The organism is Pseudomonas sp. Pseusp88, assembly GCF_047303955.1.
GTDB lineage: Bacteria > Pseudomonadota > Gammaproteobacteria > Pseudomonadales > Pseudomonadaceae > Aquipseudomonas.
Window position 1 is genome coordinate 284,227 of sequence record NZ_JBGLYM010000006.1, and the last position, 19,844, is coordinate 304,070.

Here is a 19,844-nt window from a genome sequence, read left to right on the forward strand (position 1 = left end):
ATTCGCGAAGAGGCCAGTACATCCAATGCACTTTTATCGCCTGGAATGCCGCCTTCGCGGATGAATCCGCTCCCACAATGATTCCCGCCATTCAAGTCGTTGTTAGCCCGTGCAACCACTCTGCCACGCCCAGCCCCGCCATCCGTCCACTGGCAAAACAGCCCGTCAGCAGATAACCGCCAGTCGGTGCTTCCCAGTCGAGCATTTCCCCGGCGCAGAACACGCCCGGCAGCTTTTTCAGCATCAGGCGCTCGTCAAGGGCGGCGAAGCTGACGCCGCCGGCAGTGCTGATGGCCTCGTCCAGCGGCCGTGTCCTGACCAGTGTCAGGGGCAGGGCCTTGATGGCCTGGGCCAGGCGCGTCGGGTCGCTGAAGGTGGTGGCGTCGGCCAGTTCGCGCAGCAGCGCGGCCTTGATGCCGTCGATCCCCAACTGACTATGCAGGTGCTTGGCCATGGAGCGCGAGCCACGGGGTTTATTCAGGGCTTTCTCGACGGCGCTCAAGGGCTTGTTCGGCAGCAGGTCGATGCTGATGGTTGAGACACCTTCTCGGTTGATCTGTTCGCGAATCGGCGCCGACAGGGCGTAGATCAGGCTGCCTTCGATGCCGGTTTCGGTGATGACGCATTCGCCCAGGCGCAGCGTCTGGCCTTGCAGGCCAATGGCAACGTTCTTCAGCGGTGCCCCGGGGAATTTGCTGCGCAGCAGTTCGCTCCAGCCGGTCACTTCGAACCCGCAATTGCTTGGCTGTAAAGGTGATACTTCGACGGCGCGTTGTTGCAGCCATGGCAGCCAGGCGCCATCGGAACCCAGGCGTGCCCAACTGGCGCCGCCCAAGGCTAAAAGGGTCGCATCGGGCCTGATCGCCAGTTCGCCGTGGGCGTGAACAATGCGCAGGCTGCCGTCCTCGTTCCAGCCCAGCCAGCGATGCCGGGTGTGAATAGCGACTCCGGCGTCACGCAGGCGTTTGAGCCAGGCGCGCAGCAGCGGTGCGGCCTTCATATCGGCAGGAAAGACCCGTCCGGAACTGCCGACAAAGGTCTGGATGCCCAGTTCATGAATCCACTGGCACAACGCCTCGGCGCCAAAGCTGCGCAGCCACGGGGCAACCTGGGGCGCGCGCTCGGCATAGCGTGAAAGAAAGGCCGGATAGGCTTCGGAATGGGTGATATTCATGCCGCCAACCCCGGCCAGCAGGAACTTGCGGCCCACCGAGGGCATGCCGTCGTAGACGTCGACCTGCAGGCCTGCCTGACTCAATACCTCGGCCGCCATCAACCCGGCGGGGCCGCCGCCGATAATGGCGATTGATTGGCGAGGTGTTGGGGAGCACTGGGACATGGCAGGATGATCGAAGGCAGTGGGGTGGGGCATTCTACCTGATGAGCGATTCTGTCGTGGCTCTTGCGCTCAGGTGGGACCGGCTTTAGCCGGGAAGACAATCTGACCGACAAGAGAAATGCATCGGTCTTACCTGCCCTTTCCCGGCTAAAGCCGGTCCCACAGATCAAATGCAAATAGGGCGTGCACTTACAGGCCCTCCGACAGCCAAACCCGTTGTGCACTGTGATGCAGAATCCCGTGCCGTCGCGCCAATGCCTCGCGGTCTTTGCTGTAGCCGCCGCCGATCACGCCCATCACCGGAATGTCCCGGCCCAGGCAATGGCGCATCACCGCTTCGTCACGGGCGGCCACGCCGGCATCGGTCAGACGCAGGTAGCCCAGGGCATCGTCCTGATGCACATCGACCCCGGCGTCATACAGCACCAGGTCTGGCTGATAGAGCGGCAACAGATAGTTGAGGGTTTCGTCGACCACTTGCAGATAGTCGGCATCGCCCATGCCCATGGGTAGCGGGATGTCCCAGTCGCTGTTGGCCTTGCGCGCCGGAAAGTTTTTCTCGCAGTGCAGCGACACGGTGATGGCGTCTTCGGTATTGGCGAGAATCCGCGCCGTGCCATCGCCCTGATGCACGTCACAATCGAAGATCAGAATCCTGTCGACCCGGCCGCTTTGCAGCAGATAGTGGCTGATGATCGCCAGGTCGTTGAAGATGCAGAAGCCCGCCGGGTAATCGTAGTGTGCGTGGTGGGTACCGCCGGCCAGATGGCAGGCCAGGCCATGCTGCAGGGCCTGTTCGGCGGTCAGCAGCGAGCCGCCCACGGCGCGCACCGTACGTCGCGCCAGGTCTTCGCTCCAGGGCAGGCCCAGGCGGCGCTGATCTTCGCGGGACAGGTCGCCATCCATGTAACGGCGGATATAACCGGGGTCATGGGCCAGGGCGAGAATGTCGTCCGGGCAAACCTCTGGACGAAGCAATTGAACATCCGTGGTCAGGCCGCTGTCGATCAAGTGGTCACGCAGCAAACGAAACTTGTCCATCGGAAAGCGATGGTCAGGCGGGAACGCGGGACTGTAGTCGTCGTGGTAGATCAGCGGCAGGGACATTTGGCGTGCAGGGCAGGGACGAAGGCTGATCTTGCCAGTATTGGCAGATAACGCACAGTTTTTAAAGAAATCACCGCGCTACACTTGCCCGCACACACTCACTGGCCGGTTATGGGAGAAAACCGATGGAGCCGATACTCAGACTCGACAGTGCGCGATTATTGATGCGCCAGTGGCGGGATGATGATTTACCGGCATTCGCCAAGATGTGTGCCGACCCGCGGGTCATGCGCTACTTTCCAGAGCCCTTGACCCGCCTTGAAAGTGCCGCCCTGATCGGGCGTATCCGCGGGCACTTTGCTGAACTGGGCTTTGGCCTGTGGGCGCTGGAGCGCAAGGACTCAGGCGCCTTCATCGGCTTTACCGGGCTCGGTGTAGTGGGCTTCGAGGCGCCTTTCGCCCCTGCCGTGGAAATCGGCTGGCGTCTGGCCCGGGAGCACTGGGGGCTGGGCTTTGCCAGTGAGGCGGCCTGGACTGCGCTTGGGGCCGGTTTCGAGGCCTTGGGGCTGGACGAAATCGTATCCTTTACCGCGCAAAGCAACGAACCATCGCAGAAAGTCATGCAGGCCATCGGCATGCAGCGTGATGTCGACAATGATTTCCAGCATCCGAATGTTCCGCCAGGCCATCCGTTGCGGCCCCATGTTCTGTATCGGATTACTCGAGAACAATGGCTGAACACCCTGCAAGCTTGATCGGGATCGCTGCGTTAATTTCTGTATGATTTCGACATTGAGTTGCGCAGGCACATGCCCCATCAGAGGCGGCACTGCGCTGAATGTCGATTGCCGCCTGTGCGTGAGCGGCTGAGCGAGGATGGCCCATGAGCCAAGTGTTGGATGATCTGGTAGACCTGTTGGCGCTGGAGTCTATCGAAGAAAACCTGTTCCGTGGTCGCAGCCAGGACTTGGGCTTTCGTCAGCTGTTTGGCGGCCAGGTGCTGGGGCAGTCATTGTCGGCGGCCAGTCAGACCGTAGAAGATGAGCGCCATGTACATTCGCTGCATGGTTACTTCCTGCGTCCCGGCGATGCCCAGTTGCCGGTGGTCTATCAGGTCGACCGGGTGCGCGATGGCGGCAGTTTCAGCACTCGGCGGGTGAGCGCGATCCAGAAAGGCCAACCGATCTTCACCTGCAGCGCGTCGTTCCAGTACGACGAGGGCGGCATGGAACACCAGACGCAGATGCCTCAGGTGGTCGGTCCGGAAAACCTGCCATCGGAGCAGGAGTTGTTCCGCCAGCGTGCCGAGCAGATTCCCGAGCGCCTGCGTGACAAGCTGCTGTGCCCTAAACCGATCGAGTTTCGCCCGATCACGGTCACCGACCCTTACAATCCGCAGCCCGGCGAGCCGGTCAAATATGTATGGTTCCGCGCCGATGGCAGCCTGGCTGATATCCCGGCCCTGCACAAATACCTGCTCGCCTATGCCTCGGACTTCAACCTGCTGACCACATCCCTGCTGCCCCATGGCAAGTCGGTCTGGCAGAAGGACATGCAGATTGCCAGCCTCGACCATTCCCTGTGGTTCCACGGCGACCTGCGCGCCGATGACTGGCTGCTCTACGCCATGGACAGCCCGTGGGCGGGCAACTCCCGCGGCTTCTCCCGTGGCAGCGTGTACAACCGCGCCGGGAAGCTGGTGGCTTCGGTGAGTCAGGAAGGGCTGATCCGTCATCGCAAGGATTGGGCATGAATCCGTCCCGGCGCTTGCGTGATATCCGCCACTGGGTATTCGACATGGACGGTACCCTGACGGTGGCGGCCCATGATTTTCCGGCGATCAAGCGGGCCTTGGGCATCGCTCAGGAGGACGATATTCTCGGTCATCTGGCAGCGCTGCCCGCTAAAGAGTCCGCCGCCAAGCATGCCTGGCTGCTGGAACACGAGCGTGAGCTGGCGCTGGCCTCGCAACCGGCGCCAGGTGCCGTGGAGCTGGTCCGGGAATTGGCCGGACGCGGCTATCGCCTGGGTATCCTGACCCGCAACGCCCGTTCCCTGGCCCATGTGACCCTTGAGGCTATCGGCCTGGCCGACTGTTTCGCCGTGCAAGATGTGTTGGGCCGCGATGAAGCCCCGCCCAAGCCTGATCCCGGCGGCCTGCTGCATCTGGCTGCGAACTGGCAGGTCGAGCCCGAGCAAATGGTCATGATCGGTGACTACCGCTATGACCTCGACTGCGGGCGTGCAGCCGGGGCCTACACCATCCTCGTCAACCTGCCGGACAATCCCTGGCCGGAGTTGACCGACAGTTATGCGCTGGATTGTCAGGTGTTGCGGGCAATGATTGCCGACCTCTGAGGGGGACTTCGTTGGAGCGAGGCTTGCTCGCGAAGGCGATTTTTGCCTGAAAAGATGTATCGGATGTGTTGGCCTCGTCGCGGGCAAGCTCGCTCCAGCGGCGTCAGGCTCATTGATTTTAAAGGCTTTTATATTTCGTGGGCCCCGCCAGATCCCCCCGCTATAAAACCGACTAATACCAAGTTGTGAATTGCGTGAGTGCCATCAAAAAGCTGTCATGGATCCAGGACAGAGAGCGGCTGACTCGGATGAGGCTCTCGGATAATCGGACGGTGGACGGATTCGCTCATGAATACTTACAAGATGGCTCGGGCAAGTACGGCGTTGGCGTTGGTCATGGCGGTTTGCTTGACTGGTTGCAGCAGCGGTGGTGGAGGATCGAAAAGTCACGTGAATTCAGCGTCGCCGACGTCAACGTCAGCAACGGATAACAGCTCGGGAGCGGGCGCTGATGGCTCGGCTTCGGAAACGGCGACCGATGGCGTGGCGGGCAGTGATGGCTCGGGCGGCATAGGGGTCATCCCGGATACTGGCGGCTCCATGGCCGGCGGTGGTGGCGGCACTGGTGGCGGTACAGGTACTGGTACAGGGGGAGGTGGCGGTGGCGGTACTACAACGCCAACAACCCCGGTAACGCCAGTACAGACCAACGGGCGTTTTGCCACGGCCAACACCAGTTCGGCCAGCGGCAATGTGCTGGGGCAACTGGGCGATGCGGTGGTCGGTATTGGTGGCACCTTGTCGGGCATGTCCCTGACGGGTAATACCGACCTGACTGGAGGCGCCGGCGGGTTGGTCGCTTCGGTGGGCTTTGCCAGCAACAGCCTTGGTACTGGGCTGACCGAAGGGTTGGGTACTCTGGGGACTGACAGCAATGCACTGGGCGTAACCTTGTCCAGCGTCGGTACGGCGACGGGTGATCTCGGTGGCGGCGTCTCTTCCCTGGGCCGGGGCGTATCGTCCTTTGCCGCAAACTCGCAAATCGAACAGGTGCCATTGGTGGGCACTGTGGTTGGTAAAGTCGGCGGTGTGGTCGATGGCGTTGGCCAGAAAGTCACCATGCTCGGCGACACCCTCAGCACTGCCACCACCAGTGGCCCGTTGGGTTCGACTACTCAGGCTGTCGGTACCCGTCTGGTGCCGGTCGTGGCCATGCTCGAATCCACCACCACCAAGGTTGGTGCTGCAACGGGGCTCGGTGCTCCGGTGAGCGGTGCGCTGCAACAGATCCAGGGCGCCTTGAACAATGCCGGATCACGCATTGGTTCGGATCTGAACAACCCGACCATGGTCGGCCTGGGCGGCACGGTAGCGGGCCTGGGTAACGTAGCCGGTGCAGCGGGCGGATATCTGGCGGCAGGTGCCGGCGCTCCTCTGCCGCCAATCGGTGGCGGTACTGGCGGTGGAGCAGGTCTGCCAAGTGTGCCGGGCATACCGGGTATTGGCGGGGTCGGGCTGGTGGAAAGCGTCGGCGGCCTGGTTGCCGGTGCGGGTAGCGGCCTGAACGCTGGCAGCAGCAACGGTCTGCTCAGTGCGGTGGGGATCAACGGCGGCGCTATCGGCCAGACCGTGGCTTCCATGGGTACAGTGGTCGGTGGCAACGGCGTTGCCAATACGTCCATTGCGGCTCCGGTGGCGGCACTGACCACCAACGTCGGTGCCGCAGTCACGCCAGTGGTCAGCGCAGTGACCGGCCTGACCCAGCAAGTGGGCGCGGCTACCGGTATCGGTGCGCCGGTTAACGGCTTGCTGACCCAGGTCGGTGGTGCAGTCAATAACATCGGTACCCAAGTCTCGGGCAGTGGCAGTAATCCGGTCGCCAATGCCGTGGGTACAACGGTCAGCAGTGTCGGCAATACCGTGGCGCAAGTCGGCGGTCTGGTCTCCGGCGCAGGTGGCGCGGCAACAGGTCTCGGCGGGGTGCTGGGTGTTGTGGGTGGTGGCTTGGGTGGCGGCAGTGGTATCGGCGGTGGCTTGCTGAATAGCCGTAAGTAGGTTCGCTGTAGTTAGCGAGTTTTCCTACGGCACCTAAGCTTGTTCAGGCAGAGAAGTCGTAACGATTCTCTGCCTTTTTTGCTGTAAGACCGCTGCTTTTCTGGATCATGGAGTGTCCTTATGCGCGTTCGTCTTCCGATGCTGCTTGCCAGCGTCACCCTCTGTCCTGGCCTGGTTCTGGCCGATACCCTTCCCGGTTTCCTCAACAGCAACGATCAGCAGCGCAACCTGCCGCAGCCCAACCTTCCCGCCGATGCCTATCGCCCGGTGACGCCTGCTTTGCAGGTGCCCGCGCCGACGCCACCTCAGGCCGCGCCACTGATGATGAACACCCGGGTGACGGTAAACAAAGTCCGTATCGAAGGCGGCACAGTGTATCCCCTGGAGGAGTTGGGCGCGGCCTATAAGCCGCTGATTGGTCATGAAGCAACACTGGAGCAGTTGATCGAGGCAACCCGCGGTCTGACCCGCCGTTATCAGGACGACGGCTACCTGCTGTCCTACGCCTTTCTGCCACCCCAGGACTTCAAGGACGGCCTGGTACGGGTGGTGCTGGTGGAAGGTTATGTGCGCGATTATCAGCTGCAGGGCGATGTCGGACGGGTCTCAGCTTACTTGCAGGAACTGGTCGACAAGATCCGTCAGGAACGCCCTCTGACCCGCAAGACCTTCGAGCGCTACACCGCGCTGATGAGTCGGGTTCCCGGTGTGACCCTGCAAGCCCAGGTGCCGCCGCCCGGTACCACCGATGGTGCTACGACCCTGGTCGCCACGGCGTCGCGCAAGCCCGTCACCAGTAACCTCAGCCTGACCGATGACAACCGCAAGGGGCTCCAGGCATTGCTTGGTCTGAGCAGTAACTCGCAGACCGCCATGGCCGAACAGTTGACCTTCAGCGGCCTGTTACCGCCGGGCAAGGATCAAGAGCACTACTACCGTCTCGATTACAGCCAATACCTCAATGCCGAAGGCACGCAACTGAGCCTTTGGGCAGCCCGTTATCGCAGCGATCCCCACACTAACGTCAGCCTCGGTAACGGCATTGAGCTGGAGCAACATCGTGAGAACGATCGTTTCTCCATCGGCATCAGCCACCCACTGATTGCTGCGCAAAATCAGTGGCTCAGTGCCGGAGTGCGCCTGTACGGGGTCAACGACCGTAGCCGCTATCAAGTCATCGGTCTGCCGTTACAGATCGACACTCGCGTTGATAGCCGCGCCGTGGCGTTGGAGGGCGACTGGCGCAAGTCCGACGCGAGTCAGCTGCGCATTCTCAGTGCCGGGGTCTACCAGGGCTTGCATGGCATGGGCGCCAAGGCCGATGACCGTCAATACGACCTCGACTTCTTTCGCGTGCGCCTGTCCGGTGTGCAGAGCGACAAGTTCTTGCAGAACTGGCAGGGCGTGGCCTCAGCGGCGCTGTATTGGAGCAACGACAGTCTGCCCGATAGTGAACGGGCACAGTTTGGCGGGCAGAATTTCGGTCGTGGTTATTCCACTGATCAGGCTTCGGGCGACAAGGGCTGGGGTGTGGCTTACGAGTTGAACTACAGCTTCAATCGCGACGGCAATTGGTTGAAGGTCGTACAACCCTACGTGGTGCTCGACGCGGCCAAGGCCTGGTTCAATACGTTCGAGGTGCCGACCGCAGAGATGTCATCGGCGGCCGTGGGGGTGCGCTTTGGCGATGCGCGCTATTACAACATTGCGCTGGAAGTGGCCAAGCCCATGTCTGATATCGCCTTGGACAGTCTTAACCGCAGTCCTAGGCTGACCTTGAGTTTCAGTTATCAGTTATGAGCAATTGGCGCGACACATAACGAATGTGGGACCGGCTTTAGCCGGGAAGACCATAGGGCAGACGATAAACATATATCGATCCAGACTACGTCTTACCGGCTGATGACGGTCCCACCGTTATACTCCGGGAGTGATCAAGGGTTACTGCCCTGCCTGATAAACCCGTGGCACTGGAAACAGGTTGTTGAGGGTTTCGATCAGTCGCAGGTGATAAATGGGTTTGCGAAAAAGATCCAGGACCTGCAAGCGCAGCATATCGCTGACATCGTCCATATCGGCGTGCCCCGAGGTGACAATCACCGGCAGTTGCTGACGGGCGGTATGTTCGCGCAGGCGCCGGATCAATGACATGCCGCTTTCTTCAGGCATGCGCAGGTCGGTAATCACCAGGGCAATATCAGGGTGTTGGGTCAGTTGTTGCAGCGCTATCTTGACCGAGGACGCCGTAAAGCAGCAAAACCCCTCACCTTCGAGCAGTTCGGCCAACTCTTCGTTGGCGTCCTCTTCATCGTCAACGAGGAGCAGTTGTTGGCGTGTCGGTTGGACGGGCATCGAGATTACACCTGAGCCATGAGTTGATAATTACATACCCTTGCGCTACAGGCCGTTGAGCATTGTTGTGATTCGAGTGAATACACCGGTAATCGCGGTACCTACACCCGGCATCAAGCCAACAATGACCAAGGCGACAAGCGCAACAATGACCACATATTCGATAGCGGATGCACCCTCTTGGTCTTTGATGAATCGCTTGACGCCGTTGCTTAATTTAGTAAAGGACATATCAATTCTCCTTGCGCCTCGTGGCGCCGGTAATACAAGTGATACGCGCCACTTTTCCCGACGCATTCACAGCATTGCCCTCCACGCTCAAAGCCACAACCGTAATAAAGCATTAATTACAAAGTTATATGCCGCCTGCGGTTTCTCCACGCTGTGTCATTCATAACGCTATGGAATAACCAGTCGTTTACCTTCGTTTGATGGCGCTTCGGATGTTTTGGTCTATTTTCAAAGCCAGATGGATGGATGTTCATCACGACCGGATTGCAATGCTGGCCAGTCGGGCCGGGTTGTCGTGCAGTGGCAAAGGGAGGGCCGTCATGAACACTCGCATTACCATGGGGCTCGCGATTCTGCTGTTATTGGGGGCCTTGCTGGCTGGCTATTGGGGAGTCGTCCTCAGTCGTCAGCCGGAACCCGCAGTCGCTGCGCCGGTTGCCCAGGCACCGCAAGCGGCTGTGGCCCCGGTTGCTCCTCCCCCCCCTGAAGACCCCTTGCGTCAAGCTGTGGTCGTGTTGCTGCGCGATGTTGCCGCCAATGTGCCGATCAAGGCAGAGGACCTGGTGGTCGAGAAGCTGAAGGTGGCGCCTGCCGGCAGCTTCAGCTCCGTCGATGAGGTGCTCGATCGCGCCAGTTGGCGCGACTTGAAGGCCGGGACCTGGCTCAATGCCGAAAGCTTTGCCGCTGGCGGCATCCTGGCCCGGATGATTCGTCCTGGCGAGCGCGCCCTGGGGCTGAGCGTCGATGAGGTGACGACTCTGGGCGGGCAGTTGATGCCGGGAGACTACGTTGACGTGCTGCTCTATCTGCCAGCGGACATTGCCAATCCTGATCGCTCCAGCCAGATCGCCGTGCCGGCGCTGCGAGTATTGAGCATCGGTGAAGTATTGGGGCCGACCAATGACGGTCAGCCGGCACAGAGCATCAGCAGCAGTGACCGCCAGCAACTTGAACAGCGTCGGGCAGCGGCGCGTACTGTCGTGCTGGCGGTACCCGAAAGCCTGGTCACCCGGCTCATGCTGGCCGCACAAAGCGGCACGCTGCGTCTGGCCGTGCGCAGCAGCGATGAGAAGAACCTCGAACATTACTGGGCCAACAACAGCGCGGCCGAGCGAGATGTCGCCCTGCGCCTGGACACTGAAAAGCGCAGCCTGGTGCCTTATAACAAGCTGAGCATGAGCAGCCCGGCGCCGCTCCCCGCCACCCCGGGCGCGGTTCCTGCGGCACCACGGCAAGTGCCAGTAATACGGGGTGCCCAGGCGGCGCAGCAACCGACTCCGACTCCCTGATTATGCAAGGATTGCCTTTGATGAGTAGCCGTTTCGTGCCTGTTGTTAAGTCGTTGGTATGGACTGTAGTGGTCATGGGAGCAGGGATGAATTCGGCCTGGGCGGCCACGGCGGGTTGTGCCGGTCTGCCAGCCTTGCCCGGCTCGATCGAAGTGGGGCAGGGGATTCAGCAGAATATCAATTCGCCGGTGGCGGTTACCCGGCTGGCCATCGGCGACCCGAAGATCGCCGATGTGGTCGCCGCGGGTGACAGGAATGTCCTGCTCACGGGCGTTGGGCCTGGCGCTACCACACTGATGGTCTGGACCGACTGCTCGCCATCGCCCCGGCAAAGCATGGTCTTCGTGCGTGGCAAAGCGACCCGTGACATCACTCAAGTGGCCGATGACCCGTCGCTGCCCAGTCAGGTGCAGACCGATATCCGCTTTGTCGAGGTCAGCCGAACCAAGCTGAAGGAGGCCAGTACCTCGATTTTCGGCCGTGGCTCGAACAACTTTCTCTTCGGTTCGCCAGGGACCGTGCCAGGCACTACGGTTACGCCGGGTACGGTGGGTAAAACCCTTTCCAATATTCCGTTGAACAACGAGAGCTTCAATATCATTTGGGGCGGCGGCAGCAGCAAGGTGCTGGGCATGCTCAACGCCATGGAGGGCAGCGGCTTTGCCTACACCCTGGCGCGGCCCAGTCTTGTGGCGTTGAGCGGGCAAAGCGCAAGCTTCCTGGCCGGGGGCGAGTTCCCGGTGCCGGTGCCAAACAGCACGGGCGATCAGATCACCATTCAGTACAAGGAATATGGAGTACGTCTTACCCTGACCCCGACCGTGGTCGGCCGTGGTCGGATTCTGCTCAAGGTCGCGCCCGAGGTCAGTGAACTGGACTTTACCGCAGGCATCGTTCTGGCCGGGACTTCGGTGCCGGCGCTGAATATCCGCCGCACCGACACCAGTATTTCCCTGGCCGATGGCGAAAGTTTCGTCATCAGCGGCCTGATCAACACGCGCAATACCGCGCAGATCAACAAGTTTCCGGGCCTTGGCGATATCCCGATCCTGGGCGCCATGTTCCGCAATTCCCAGGTCAACAACGACGAGCGCGAGTTGCTGATGATCGTTACCCCGCACCTGGTCCAGCCCATGGCGGCCAACGCTCAGCTGCCTTCACTGCCGGGGGAGGCGCTGCGCAATTACGATCCGAGTTTCCTGCGTCTGTACTTCCTGGAAAACGGCAATTTCGAGCGCCGTAACGGGTTATCCCAATGAGCCAGAGCCTGAGCCAGACTTTCCTGGCAATCACCCGCAACAGCACCGACCTTGAGTGGTTACAGGGCGCTCTTGCACCACTGGGGCAGGTGGTCAGCGCCGGTGCCGGCACCCTTGACGAACTGCTGGCGCTGATCGATGTAACCTTTGCCAGCCTGGTCTTTGTCGGCCTGGATCGCGAACACCTGATGAATCAGAGCGCCCTGATCGAAGGCGCCCTGGAGGCCAAGCCGATGCTGGCCATCGTCGCACTGGGCGATGGCATGGATAACCAGCTGGTGCTCAATGCCATGCGTGCCGGGGCACGAGACTTCGTCGCCTACGGGTCGCGCTCCAGCGAAGTGGCCGGGTTGGTGCGCCGCCTGAGCAAACGCCTGCCGCCGGTGGCGCCGAACCCGAACATGGGCGGCCTGTCGGTGCTTTACGGCGCCCAGACCGGCGGTGACGGCGCGTTGATCGCTACGCACCTGGCCCTGGTCGTACAAAAGACCGGACAGCGCGTGCTGCTGATGGACCTGGGCCTGTCGCGCGGCGACAGCCTGGCGATGATGGGGCTTGAATCCTCGTTCAGTTTTGGTGACGCCCTGCGCCATTTGCGCAGGCTTGATGCCACCCTGATCGACAGCGCCTTCACTTCCACCGATGCCGGCCTGCGTATCCTGGCCTACACCGCCGACGATGATTCCCTGGTGCAGTCCAGCGCCGCCGAGCTGTACATGCTGCTCAGCTCGCTGCGGCAACACTTCCAGCATGTCATCGTCAATCTGGTCGGTCAGCCCGACAGCGATGCCCTGCGTACCTTCGTCAGCCATTGCGACCAGTTGCTCTGGTACACCGATCAAAGCGTCATGGAGTGCCGGCGCAATCTGGCCGTGCTCAATCTATGGCGGGAAAAAGGCATGAAACTGCAACACGCCAGCATGTTGATCGACCGCTACCTGCGCTCGGTGGCGCCGAATATCGAAACCCTGGAAAAGACCTTCGGCCTGCCCATAGCGGCTGTACTGCCCTTTCATCCGGAGCTGCGCCTCAACGCCAAGAATCAGGGCCTGACACTGTTTGAGCTGGCTGCCCGCGACTCCCTGAGCACCGGTCTGCGCCAGCTCGGCGAGAAACTGGCCGCTCAATCGAGTACACCCGACAAGCCCGCAGCCAGTTGGCTCCAGCGGCTATGGAGGAACAGGTAATGCCGGAAAAACTCTTCGGGGTCTCGTCGCGATCCGGTCAGGACGACGACGGCCAGGGGCTCAAGCTGGTGATGCATCGCTACATCATTGATGCCATCGAAGAAAGCGGTCGCAATATGCTCGAGGGCTCGCGACCGGCCCTGGCGCAGTTCGTCATGGATAGGGTCGCCGATTATGTCGCGCGCATGCGCCTGGCGATTTCCCGCTATGAAATGGAGCGTCTGGGCGAAGAACTGGTCGACGAACTTACCGGCTACGGCCCGCTGGAGGTATTGCTGCGCGATACCTCGGTGACGGAAATCCTGGTCAATGGGCCGAGCAAGGTCTTCGTCGAACGTAATGGCGTGCTGCACCACACGGACCTGCGCTTTATCGACTCCAGTCACGTCGAGCGGGTCATGCAGCGCATCCTGGCACCCATGGGTCGGCGTCTGGATGAGTCGTCCCCCATGGTGGATGCGCGCCTGCCGGACGGCAGCCGGGTCAATGCGATCATCCCGCCCATTGCCCTGGACGGGCCGTGCCTGTCGATCCGCAAGTTTCGCAAGGACATGCTCAAGAGTGCTGATCTGGTGGCGATGCAGACCATCGACCAGATGATCTTCGACTTCTTTGCCGAGGCCGTCGGCAAGCGCTGCAATATCCTGGTCAGTGGCGGTACCGGCACCGGCAAGACCACCATGCTCAACGTTCTCAGCCAGTTGATCAGCCCCCAGCAACGTCTGGTGACCATCGAAGACGTTGCCGAGCTGCAACTGAGCCATCCCCATGTCGTGCGTCTGGAAACCCGCCCGCCCAATGCCGAAGGCCATGGCGAAGTCCGCGCCAGCGACCTGATCCGCAACGCCCTGCGGATGCGCCCGGATCGCATCATTCTTGGCGAGATCCGGGGCGTTGAGGTACTCGATGTGCTGACCGCCATGAACACCGGCCACGATGGCTCCATGAGTACGGTCCACGCCAACAATGCTCAGGACGCGCTGTTGCGTCTGGAGACCCTGGTCGGCCTGACCGGACGGCAGATTGCGACCAGCACCCTGCGCCAGATGATCTGCGCGGCCCTGGACGTGATCATCCAGCTCGCGCGTATGCCTGACGGTCGTCGTTGTGTCAGTGAGGTGGTTGAGGTGGTAGGCATTCGTGACGATGTCTATGTGACCAACACACTGTTCCGCCTGGACCGCCGCAACAACGTCGGCTTTCAGCGTGAAGCCATGCATGCGGCGGGCGACAAGCTGCGCTCGCCGGATTACTGAAATGACCGGGGAGGTGGCGTAATGAGCAACGGCGTGCTGCTGCTCGGACTGATATTCGTGCTGTTGCTCGGTAGTTCGATCTATCTGTTCCGCCACGCCATGACCGCCGAAGCCCGCGAGCGGGTCTTGCAGCGCCTGACCGAAGGTCAGCCCGAGCGCATAGCCCACAAGCCCGGCTGGCAGTACCTGGAACGGGTGTTCCTGCAGGCCGGCCTGGGACGACCCTCCGGGCGTATCAAATGGGTACTGCTGGCCTGGCTCATCAGCATGTTGATGGGCTATCACCTCTGGGCCTGGACAGGCTTGACCATCAGTTCCGTGGCCACTCCGCTGGCGTTGCGCATATTCATTTCCTGGCGCTACCGCAAGCGGGTGCGGCGCATGATCGAGCAATTACCGCAGATGCTTGACTACACCGTGCGCAGCCTGAAGTCCGGCCGTACCCTGACCGATGCGGTATTGCATGGCATCGAAGCAGCCAACCAGCCACTCAAGGAAGGCATGAGCCGGATTCCGCGCAGCGTGCAATTGGGTGTCAGCCTGCCGGATGCCGCGCAGGACTTCGCCGATCTGTATGAGTGCGACGAGTTTCGCCTGTTCGCCCTTGGCCTGCGGGTCAACCATCGCTATGGCGGCAATGCCAGTGAGTTGATGGAGAACCTGATCCGCCTGATTCGCGAGCGCGAACAGGCAGCGCGCCAACTGCGTGCAATGACCGGTGAAACGCGCATGACTGCTATGGTCCTGGGTGCCTTGCCGGTGCTGATGACGGGCTACTTCATGACCGTCAACCCCAGTTACATGATGCACATGTGGGAGGACAGCACGGGCCAGACGATGCTGATGGTGGCATTTGCCATGCAGGTAACGGGCTCCGTGCTGTTGTGGCGCATGTTGCGGAGTATTTGAGATGGTCGTGTTCATCAGTGTCGTGATGCTGTTTCTGGCCATGCTGCTGCTGATTTCCGGGTTGGCGCGGCAGCGGCGTACCGAGCGCCTGGTGACCCAGCGCCTGCATGGCGTGGTGATTCGCGAGAGTCGCTTGGGCAGTTGGTTGCGGCTATTGGGTGATACGCCGATTGGCCAGCGCTCCATCAGTCTGGACAGTGAAACCCAGATCCTGCTCAACCGGGTGGGCTGGCGCCGCGCCAGTAAACGTTCGCTGTTCGCGGCCTGTCAGATAGGCGTGCCGTTGGGCGGTATGCTTTTGGGCATCGTGCTTCAGGTGCTGATCTTCGATGACGAAATTCCATTTTTCATCCTGCCCGTTTGCGGCCTGGGCATTGGTTACCTGCTGCCCAAGCGCATTCTCGCCGCTGTCGCCGCCAATCGACAGAAACGCGTGGTCATCGAGATATCCACCTTCATTCCGCTGCTGCGCATCCTGTTCGAATCCGGCATGGCGGTGGAGCAGGCCCTGCGGGTACTCAGCAACGAGGGCAAGGATCTGTTGCCGGTACTTTCCTCGGAAATCCAGGTGGTACTCAGCCGCGTCGATTCCGGCCTGGAGCTGGGGGAGGAATTGCGCAAGACCGCGCAATTGCTGGAAGTGGATGAATTCAGCGATACCTGCGTGATTCTCAATCAGTTGATCCATCAGGGCGGTGGTGCGATGAAGTCTCTGTTGTCACTCAAGCAGTTGTTCGATGACCGACGCATGACTCGTTTGCAGGAATACATCTCCAAGCTTTCGGCAAAAATGTCGGTTGTGATGATGGTGCTGTTATTTCCTGCGTTATTGATCGTTCTGGCCGGGCCGGGATTTACCGCCATCAGCAAGGCATTGGGAGGTTCCTAGTGGTGTCTATCAAGAGGGTAATTGCGTTGGCCGGATTGCTGGCCCTGGGCGGCTGTGCCGGCGACGGCAGTGCGCCCTGGCTTGCCGCCGCCGGCAGTTGTGCCAGGCTCGGCGCTGAAGACGAGATGAAATTGAATCTTGCCCAGGACATGGCTGGTGAAGGGCGTCTGCATGCCGCCCTGGCCAATCTCGAAGGCTTGCCGGACAGCGTCGACGTGCGTTTGCGCAAGGCGCAGATCCTGCGCCAGCTGGGCAACGCTGAGGCCGCACCACTGTATCGCAGCCTGCTCGGCACCTGTCGCCGCGATGAGGGCGAGCACGGTCTGGGGCAACTGGCGGCAGCCCGGGGCAATAACGATGAAGCCCTGACGCATTTGCTGGCCGCAGTGAAACTGGCACCGACCAACGAGAAGATCCGCAACGATCTGGGTGTGGTCTACCTCAACCAGCTGAAGCTGGAACAGGCGCGTTTTCAGTTCCTCACCGCCATGGAACTGAAACAGTCGGACAGCCTGGCGGCGGAGAATCTGCTGACCCTGTTGTTGTATCAGGACAACTGGAATCAGGCAGCCGAGTGGGTCACTCGTAACGGTCTGAGCCCGGAGCAGTTCAACGATGCCCGGGCCCGGGCTGATGCCTTGAAGAAGCCCGTGGCAGTGCGGCCGGCAGTTGTTGCGCCGGTCGCCGCCGTGGCCGGACAGAACACGCTCAAATGAGCAGGGAGAGAATTATGCAAACGGCAGTGATCGGTATCGTCAGTCTGCTGGCCATGACGCCATGCGCCTGGGCCGCCGAAAAAGGCGACTCGCCCTGGCAGGAGCAGACCCAGGCCTGGCTGCAATTACAGTCCCAGGGCAGCCAGGCTTCACCGACCCGGCAATCGGCTACCCCGGTCGAGCGGGAGCAGAGCATGCAGCGCTGGCTCGACAGCTACAAGCACGAGATTCCGGAGTTTTTCGAGCAGAAGAAAGGGGGCAAGACTGGGTCAGGAGGGGAATAACACCAAGCCCGCTTTATGACCGAAACTCTGTGGCAGCGAGTTCATTCGCGAGAGCGCAGGTACAGACGATCCGATCGTGTTGAACGCACGTGCCTCTTCGCGAATGAATTCGTTCCCTCGGTGGCGTATGCGTATCGTCGGACTTATGGGAGCGGATTCATCCGCGAAGGGGCCGTTCTGGCTTTACAGCAAACGTAGAATCTCCCACAGGATTTTCTCTCCTGCCCTTGCGAAGTGTTTGCTGCGCGACAGCGCGGTGGCCTACTCCACCGTCACCCGCTGCCGCGCCGAGGCGTTGCCCGGCGACAGGGCCAGTGCCAGTTGTGTGCGGTTATGCATATGGGTCAGGCGCAGCACCTGGGACACGTATAGCTTCACGGTGTTTTCGGTAATGCCCAGTTCGCAGGCGATCTGGTAATTGGTCTGGCCCTTGCCAACCAGTTTGGCGACGTCCAGCTGCCTGGGCGACAACTGCTCGAAGATCGCAGGGATTTCCAATCCGGTTTCCTGCCCGCCGGGTTGGTGGACGATCACCTGGGTGCGTTTCTTGTCCAGGTCCTGATACAGGTCGTCGATGGAAGCAGCGAGGTTCTGGATTTTTTCGTTGAGCTGGCCGAGGTTGTTCAAGCCCTTTTGTCGCTCTTGCAGCTCAAGTTCCTGACGCTGGATGCCCTTGAGCACGTCTTCCAGATCGACCGGCTTCTGGTAGTAGTCGGCGATGCCTGCGCGCAGGGCCTTGATCACATCCTGCTTCTCTGCGCGACCGGTAAGCATGATGGATTCGAAGACCCGGTGTTTACCGGCAAGTACTTTCATCGTCTCGACCAGTTCGATGCCGTTCAGATCCGGCATATCCAGGTCACACAGCACGATGCCGATCTCGATATCTTCACGAAACCGTTGCAAGGCTTCCCGGCTGGAATTGCAAGGGACGCAGCGGTAACCGCTGCTTTCGAGGAACTCGGTGAGCTCCTCAACGATCATGATCTCGTCGTCGACGACCAGTACTTTCACAGTCGAATGATTGTTCACGCAGTACTCCATGTTTGCGAGGCATAACTGACCGGGGTACGGGGCAGTGGGCCCCTTTGCCATACGCCAAGTCGCAATCCATTACTGTTTGTCTCGGCTTAAACGTAGTCGCACTTTACTACTATGTACATAGCCCGAAGTTACGATTGCGACTGGCGGATCAGCAACGCCGTGAGCAGAAAACCGACGAACAGAAAGGGTGCGAATGGATCTTTCTTTGACGTTGGGTCATTCAAAAGGCTGTATCGCGCGGCAAGTCCTTGACCGATAAGGGGCCAGATTTTCTGGCGCAGCGCTCGCCAGAGCAAAGCGGCGACTGCGGCGCCAATAAAGCTGCCGAGCACGTGGGGACGGTCGGTCAACAAGGCCAGGGCCACCATCAGTTTGACGTCCCCTGCACCCATTCGGCCCAGAAGGTAGCCGGGCAGGGTGAACAGCAGCGCCATTAACAGTGCCCAGCCACCCTCACTGGCGGGTGCTCCCAGCCAGGTCTGGCCGTACAGCAGAAGGTAAATCAGCGCCGCGGCGGCCACGCCTAAGGTCAGGGTATTGGCGATACGTCGTTGCCGGGCATCTTGCCCGGCACAGATTGCCATCCAGATGAGTGGGAAAAGTAATTCCATTCAGTAAAAAACATCCTGTTTCCTGAGGAGGGCCTATGCTCAATAGCGGTAGGCAATGTCAGGGTAGACGTCGGCATGCAATCACCTCCACGGAATTTCTCTGCTCATCGACAGAAAGGCGCTGCAGCCATTGAGTTTGCGGCGGTGTTCATCGCTTTTTTTGCGGTGTTTTACGGTCTGGTCAGTTACTGCCTGCCGTTATTGATGATGCAGTCATTCAATGCGGCCGCCAGCGAGGCGGTTCGTCGCAGTGTGGCCTTGAGCCCGAGCACCACCAATTATCAGACCTTGATCGTGACTCAAGCGCGAAGCGTGCTGCTCACCCAACTGGCCTGGCTGCCCGGTGCCCTGGCGTTCAATTCAAACGATGCGGTAGTCACCTATACCGCAGGCGTGTTGTCCGTGCAGATCAATTACCCCACCAGCAGGATCAATCAGGTCATTCCATTTCTGGTTTTGCCGGGAATCGGTCGGGTCCCGAATCTTCCTGCCGCGTTGTCCGCAACGGCGAGTATGCAACTTGTCCCTTAATAAAGTGATGCTCAACCGTCTGCTGGGACGAAGCGAGTCGCCGGCAACCACAGCCACGGACCCGGCGAAAGCCGAGCCTGCGCAGGTCAGTGCCGAGCTGTACATGGTCCTTGACGACAGCGGGCGCGTGCTCAATGCCAGTACCCTGTTGCGCAATCGCCTGGGCATGCCTACGCCGATTGTCTCGGCCCAGCGCCTGGTCGCTTACCTGATGCCCAATAGCGTCATGGTGGTCGAAGGCGTGCCGCAGGATTGGATAGGTCATATGCTCGATCTGGACTTCAAGTCTTCGACTTCCACTACCCTGCATACCCGTGGCTGGATTCAGCATCATGACGGCGGTTGGCTCCTGCAACTGCTGGATATCAGCGACTTGATGGAAGAGGCCAGCGTTGCCCGCAGCCGCCAACAGTGCCTGCGCTTTGCCGGGCAAGTGGCCGAGCGGATTCGCATATGCAATTTCGACCGTCTGGGCCAGGTGGTGTCCGAGCAACTGGAGGAGCTGGGCCAGCGCTGGAATGTGCCCTGCATGGCCCTGGTCCTGCCC

At 60.6% G+C, this 19,844-nt stretch carries 19 protein-coding genes and 2 pseudogenes; 15 read left to right on the forward strand and 6 right to left on the reverse strand.

From position 1 onward, the window contains the following. Nucleotides 1–91: 91 nt before the first annotated feature. Nucleotides 92–1,339, reverse strand: coding sequence for a TIGR03862 family flavoprotein (locus ACCD02_RS11090; protein WP_413301275.1), 1,248 nt, complete (start codon nt 1,337–1,339; stop codon nt 92–94). Nucleotides 1,340–1,528: 189 nt separating this feature from the next. Further along, nucleotides 1,529–2,446 (reverse strand): histone deacetylase, encoded by a 918-nt coding sequence (locus ACCD02_RS11095; protein ID WP_413301277.1) that lies wholly within the window; start codon nt 2,444–2,446, stop codon nt 1,529–1,531. 125 nt (nt 2,447–2,571) lie between these two features. Here ACCD02_RS11095 and ACCD02_RS11100 point away from each other — a divergent pair, with 125 nt between their 5' ends. From ACCD02_RS11100 to ACCD02_RS11120, 5 genes are all read left to right on the forward strand, one after another. Further along, a complete protein-coding gene (locus ACCD02_RS11100) occupies nt 2,572–3,141 on the forward strand; it encodes a GNAT family N-acetyltransferase (protein WP_413301279.1) in 570 nt (189 codons plus the stop codon). A gap of 128 nt (nt 3,142–3,269) precedes the next feature. Continuing rightward, complete coding sequence (tesB, locus tag ACCD02_RS11105; RefSeq protein WP_413301281.1) at nt 3,270–4,139, forward strand: acyl-CoA thioesterase II; 870 nt, start codon at nt 3,270–3,272, stop codon at nt 4,137–4,139. Further along, entirely contained in the window at nt 4,136–4,744 is a 609-nt protein-coding gene (locus ACCD02_RS11110) for an HAD family hydrolase (RefSeq protein WP_413301283.1), read from the forward strand. Before tesB ends, ACCD02_RS11110 begins: the two co-directional genes overlap by 4 nt. 288 nt (nt 4,745–5,032) lie before the next feature. Next, nucleotides 5,033–6,739 (forward strand): collagen-like triple helix repeat-containing protein, encoded by a 1,707-nt coding sequence (locus ACCD02_RS11115; RefSeq protein WP_413301285.1) that lies wholly within the window; start codon nt 5,033–5,035, stop codon nt 6,737–6,739. A gap of 120 nt (nt 6,740–6,859) precedes the next feature. Then, nucleotides 6,860–8,539 carry a ShlB/FhaC/HecB family hemolysin secretion/activation protein gene (locus ACCD02_RS11120; protein ID WP_413301287.1) on the forward strand — a complete coding sequence of 560 codons (1,680 nt, stop codon included), beginning with the start codon at nt 6,860–6,862 and terminating at the stop codon, nt 8,537–8,539. Between the two features lie 141 nt (nt 8,540–8,680). Here the strand turns inward: ACCD02_RS11120 and ACCD02_RS11125 are convergent, their stop codons facing one another. Then, nucleotides 8,681–9,091 (reverse strand): response regulator, encoded by a 411-nt coding sequence (locus tag ACCD02_RS11125; RefSeq protein ID WP_413301289.1) that lies wholly within the window; start codon nt 9,089–9,091, stop codon nt 8,681–8,683. Between the two features lie 45 nt (nt 9,092–9,136). Then, on the reverse strand, nt 9,137–9,322 hold the full coding sequence (locus ACCD02_RS11130) for a Flp family type IVb pilin (RefSeq protein ID WP_413301291.1): 186 nt from the start codon (nt 9,320–9,322) through the stop codon (nt 9,137–9,139). 320 nt (nt 9,323–9,642) lie between these two features. On the opposite strand from ACCD02_RS11130, the gene cpaB reads away from it, so the two are divergent. From cpaB to ACCD02_RS11170, 8 genes and pseudogenes are all read left to right on the forward strand, one after another. Then, the gene (cpaB, locus tag ACCD02_RS11135; RefSeq protein ID WP_413301293.1) at nt 9,643–10,611 is read left to right on the forward strand and encodes a Flp pilus assembly protein CpaB; all 969 of its coding nucleotides are present in this window, start codon (nt 9,643–9,645) and stop codon (nt 10,609–10,611) included. Between the two features lie 20 nt (nt 10,612–10,631). Then, complete coding sequence (locus ACCD02_RS11140; RefSeq protein ID WP_413301295.1) at nt 10,632–11,870, forward strand: type II and III secretion system protein family protein; 1,239 nt, start codon at nt 10,632–10,634, stop codon at nt 11,868–11,870. Continuing rightward, a complete protein-coding gene (locus ACCD02_RS11145) occupies nt 11,867–13,057 on the forward strand; it encodes an AAA family ATPase (protein ID WP_413301297.1) in 1,191 nt (396 codons plus the stop codon). Before ACCD02_RS11140 ends, ACCD02_RS11145 begins: the two co-directional genes overlap by 4 nt. After that, nucleotides 13,057–14,313: a CpaF family protein gene (locus ACCD02_RS11150; protein WP_413301299.1), complete on the forward strand. Its 1,257-nt coding sequence runs from the start codon at nt 13,057–13,059 to the stop codon at nt 14,311–14,313. Before ACCD02_RS11145 ends, ACCD02_RS11150 begins: the two co-directional genes overlap by 1 nt. A 21-nt stretch (nt 14,314–14,334) precedes the next feature. After that, nucleotides 14,335–15,222, forward strand: coding sequence for a type II secretion system F family protein (locus tag ACCD02_RS11155; protein ID WP_413301301.1), 888 nt, complete (start codon nt 14,335–14,337; stop codon nt 15,220–15,222). Between the two features lie 73 nt (nt 15,223–15,295). Further along, nucleotides 15,296–16,111: pseudogene (locus ACCD02_RS11160) on the forward strand (type II secretion system F family protein); the annotation flags it as partial. Between the two features lie 8 nt (nt 16,112–16,119). Further along, a complete protein-coding gene (locus tag ACCD02_RS11165) occupies nt 16,120–16,827 on the forward strand; it encodes a tetratricopeptide repeat protein (RefSeq protein WP_413301374.1) in 708 nt (235 codons plus the stop codon). Between the two features lie 14 nt (nt 16,828–16,841). Beyond that, nucleotides 16,842–17,111, forward strand: a complete 270-nt coding sequence (locus ACCD02_RS11170; RefSeq protein WP_413301303.1) for a DUF3613 domain-containing protein — start codon at nt 16,842–16,844, stop codon at nt 17,109–17,111. Between the two features lie 261 nt (nt 17,112–17,372). Here the strand turns inward: ACCD02_RS11170 and ACCD02_RS11175 are convergent, their stop codons facing one another. Together ACCD02_RS11175 and ACCD02_RS11180 are read right to left on the reverse strand one after the other, a co-directional pair. Further along, the gene (locus ACCD02_RS11175; protein ID WP_413301305.1) at nt 17,373–18,155 is read right to left on the reverse strand and encodes a response regulator transcription factor; all 783 of its coding nucleotides are present in this window, start codon (nt 18,153–18,155) and stop codon (nt 17,373–17,375) included. Between the two features lie 128 nt (nt 18,156–18,283). Continuing rightward, a complete protein-coding gene (locus ACCD02_RS11180) occupies nt 18,284–18,766 on the reverse strand; it encodes a prepilin peptidase (RefSeq protein ID WP_413301307.1) in 483 nt (160 codons plus the stop codon). A gap of 75 nt (nt 18,767–18,841) precedes the next feature. Between ACCD02_RS11180 and ACCD02_RS11185 the strand changes: the two genes are divergently transcribed. Then, the gene (locus tag ACCD02_RS11185) at nt 18,842–19,297 is read left to right on the forward strand and encodes a TadE/TadG family type IV pilus assembly protein (RefSeq protein WP_413301309.1); all 456 of its coding nucleotides are present in this window, start codon (nt 18,842–18,844) and stop codon (nt 19,295–19,297) included. 352 nt (nt 19,298–19,649) lie between these two features. Next, nucleotides 19,650–19,745 (forward strand): annotated as a pseudogene (locus tag ACCD02_RS11190) (hypothetical protein); the annotation flags it as partial. Between the last annotated feature and the right edge of the window lie 99 nt (nt 19,746–19,844).

Coding starts and splice junctions, on each gene's coding strand:
- ACCD02_RS11090 (WP_413301275.1), bottom strand. CDS start 1,339: ATGTCCCAGTGCTCCCCAACACCTCGCCAATCAATCGCCATTATCGGC.
- ACCD02_RS11095 (WP_413301277.1), bottom strand. CDS start 2,446: ATGTCCCTGCCGCTGATCTACCACGACGACTACAGTCCCGCGTTCCCG.
- ACCD02_RS11100 (WP_413301279.1), top strand. CDS start 2,572: ATGGAGCCGATACTCAGACTCGACAGTGCGCGATTATTGATGCGCCAG.
- tesB (WP_413301281.1), top strand. CDS start 3,270: ATGAGCCAAGTGTTGGATGATCTGGTAGACCTGTTGGCGCTGGAGTCT.
- ACCD02_RS11110 (WP_413301283.1), top strand. CDS start 4,136: ATGAATCCGTCCCGGCGCTTGCGTGATATCCGCCACTGGGTATTCGAC.
- ACCD02_RS11115 (WP_413301285.1), top strand. CDS start 5,033: ATGAATACTTACAAGATGGCTCGGGCAAGTACGGCGTTGGCGTTGGTC.
- ACCD02_RS11120 (WP_413301287.1), top strand. CDS start 6,860: ATGCGCGTTCGTCTTCCGATGCTGCTTGCCAGCGTCACCCTCTGTCCT.
- ACCD02_RS11125 (WP_413301289.1), bottom strand. CDS start 9,091: ATGCCCGTCCAACCGACACGCCAACAACTGCTCCTCGTTGACGATGAA.
- ACCD02_RS11130 (WP_413301291.1), bottom strand. CDS start 9,322: ATGTCCTTTACTAAATTAAGCAACGGCGTCAAGCGATTCATCAAAGAC.
- cpaB (WP_413301293.1), top strand. CDS start 9,643: ATGAACACTCGCATTACCATGGGGCTCGCGATTCTGCTGTTATTGGGG.
- ACCD02_RS11140 (WP_413301295.1), top strand. CDS start 10,632: ATGAGTAGCCGTTTCGTGCCTGTTGTTAAGTCGTTGGTATGGACTGTA.
- ACCD02_RS11145 (WP_413301297.1), top strand. CDS start 11,867: ATGAGCCAGAGCCTGAGCCAGACTTTCCTGGCAATCACCCGCAACAGC.
- ACCD02_RS11150 (WP_413301299.1), top strand. CDS start 13,057: ATGCCGGAAAAACTCTTCGGGGTCTCGTCGCGATCCGGTCAGGACGAC.
- ACCD02_RS11155 (WP_413301301.1), top strand. CDS start 14,335: ATGAGCAACGGCGTGCTGCTGCTCGGACTGATATTCGTGCTGTTGCTC.
- ACCD02_RS11170 (WP_413301303.1), top strand. CDS start 16,842: ATGCAAACGGCAGTGATCGGTATCGTCAGTCTGCTGGCCATGACGCCA.
- ACCD02_RS11175 (WP_413301305.1), bottom strand. CDS start 18,155: ATGGAGTACTGCGTGAACAATCATTCGACTGTGAAAGTACTGGTCGTC.
- ACCD02_RS11180 (WP_413301307.1), bottom strand. CDS start 18,766: ATGGAATTACTTTTCCCACTCATCTGGATGGCAATCTGTGCCGGGCAA.
- ACCD02_RS11185 (WP_413301309.1), top strand. CDS start 18,842: ATGCAATCACCTCCACGGAATTTCTCTGCTCATCGACAGAAAGGCGCT.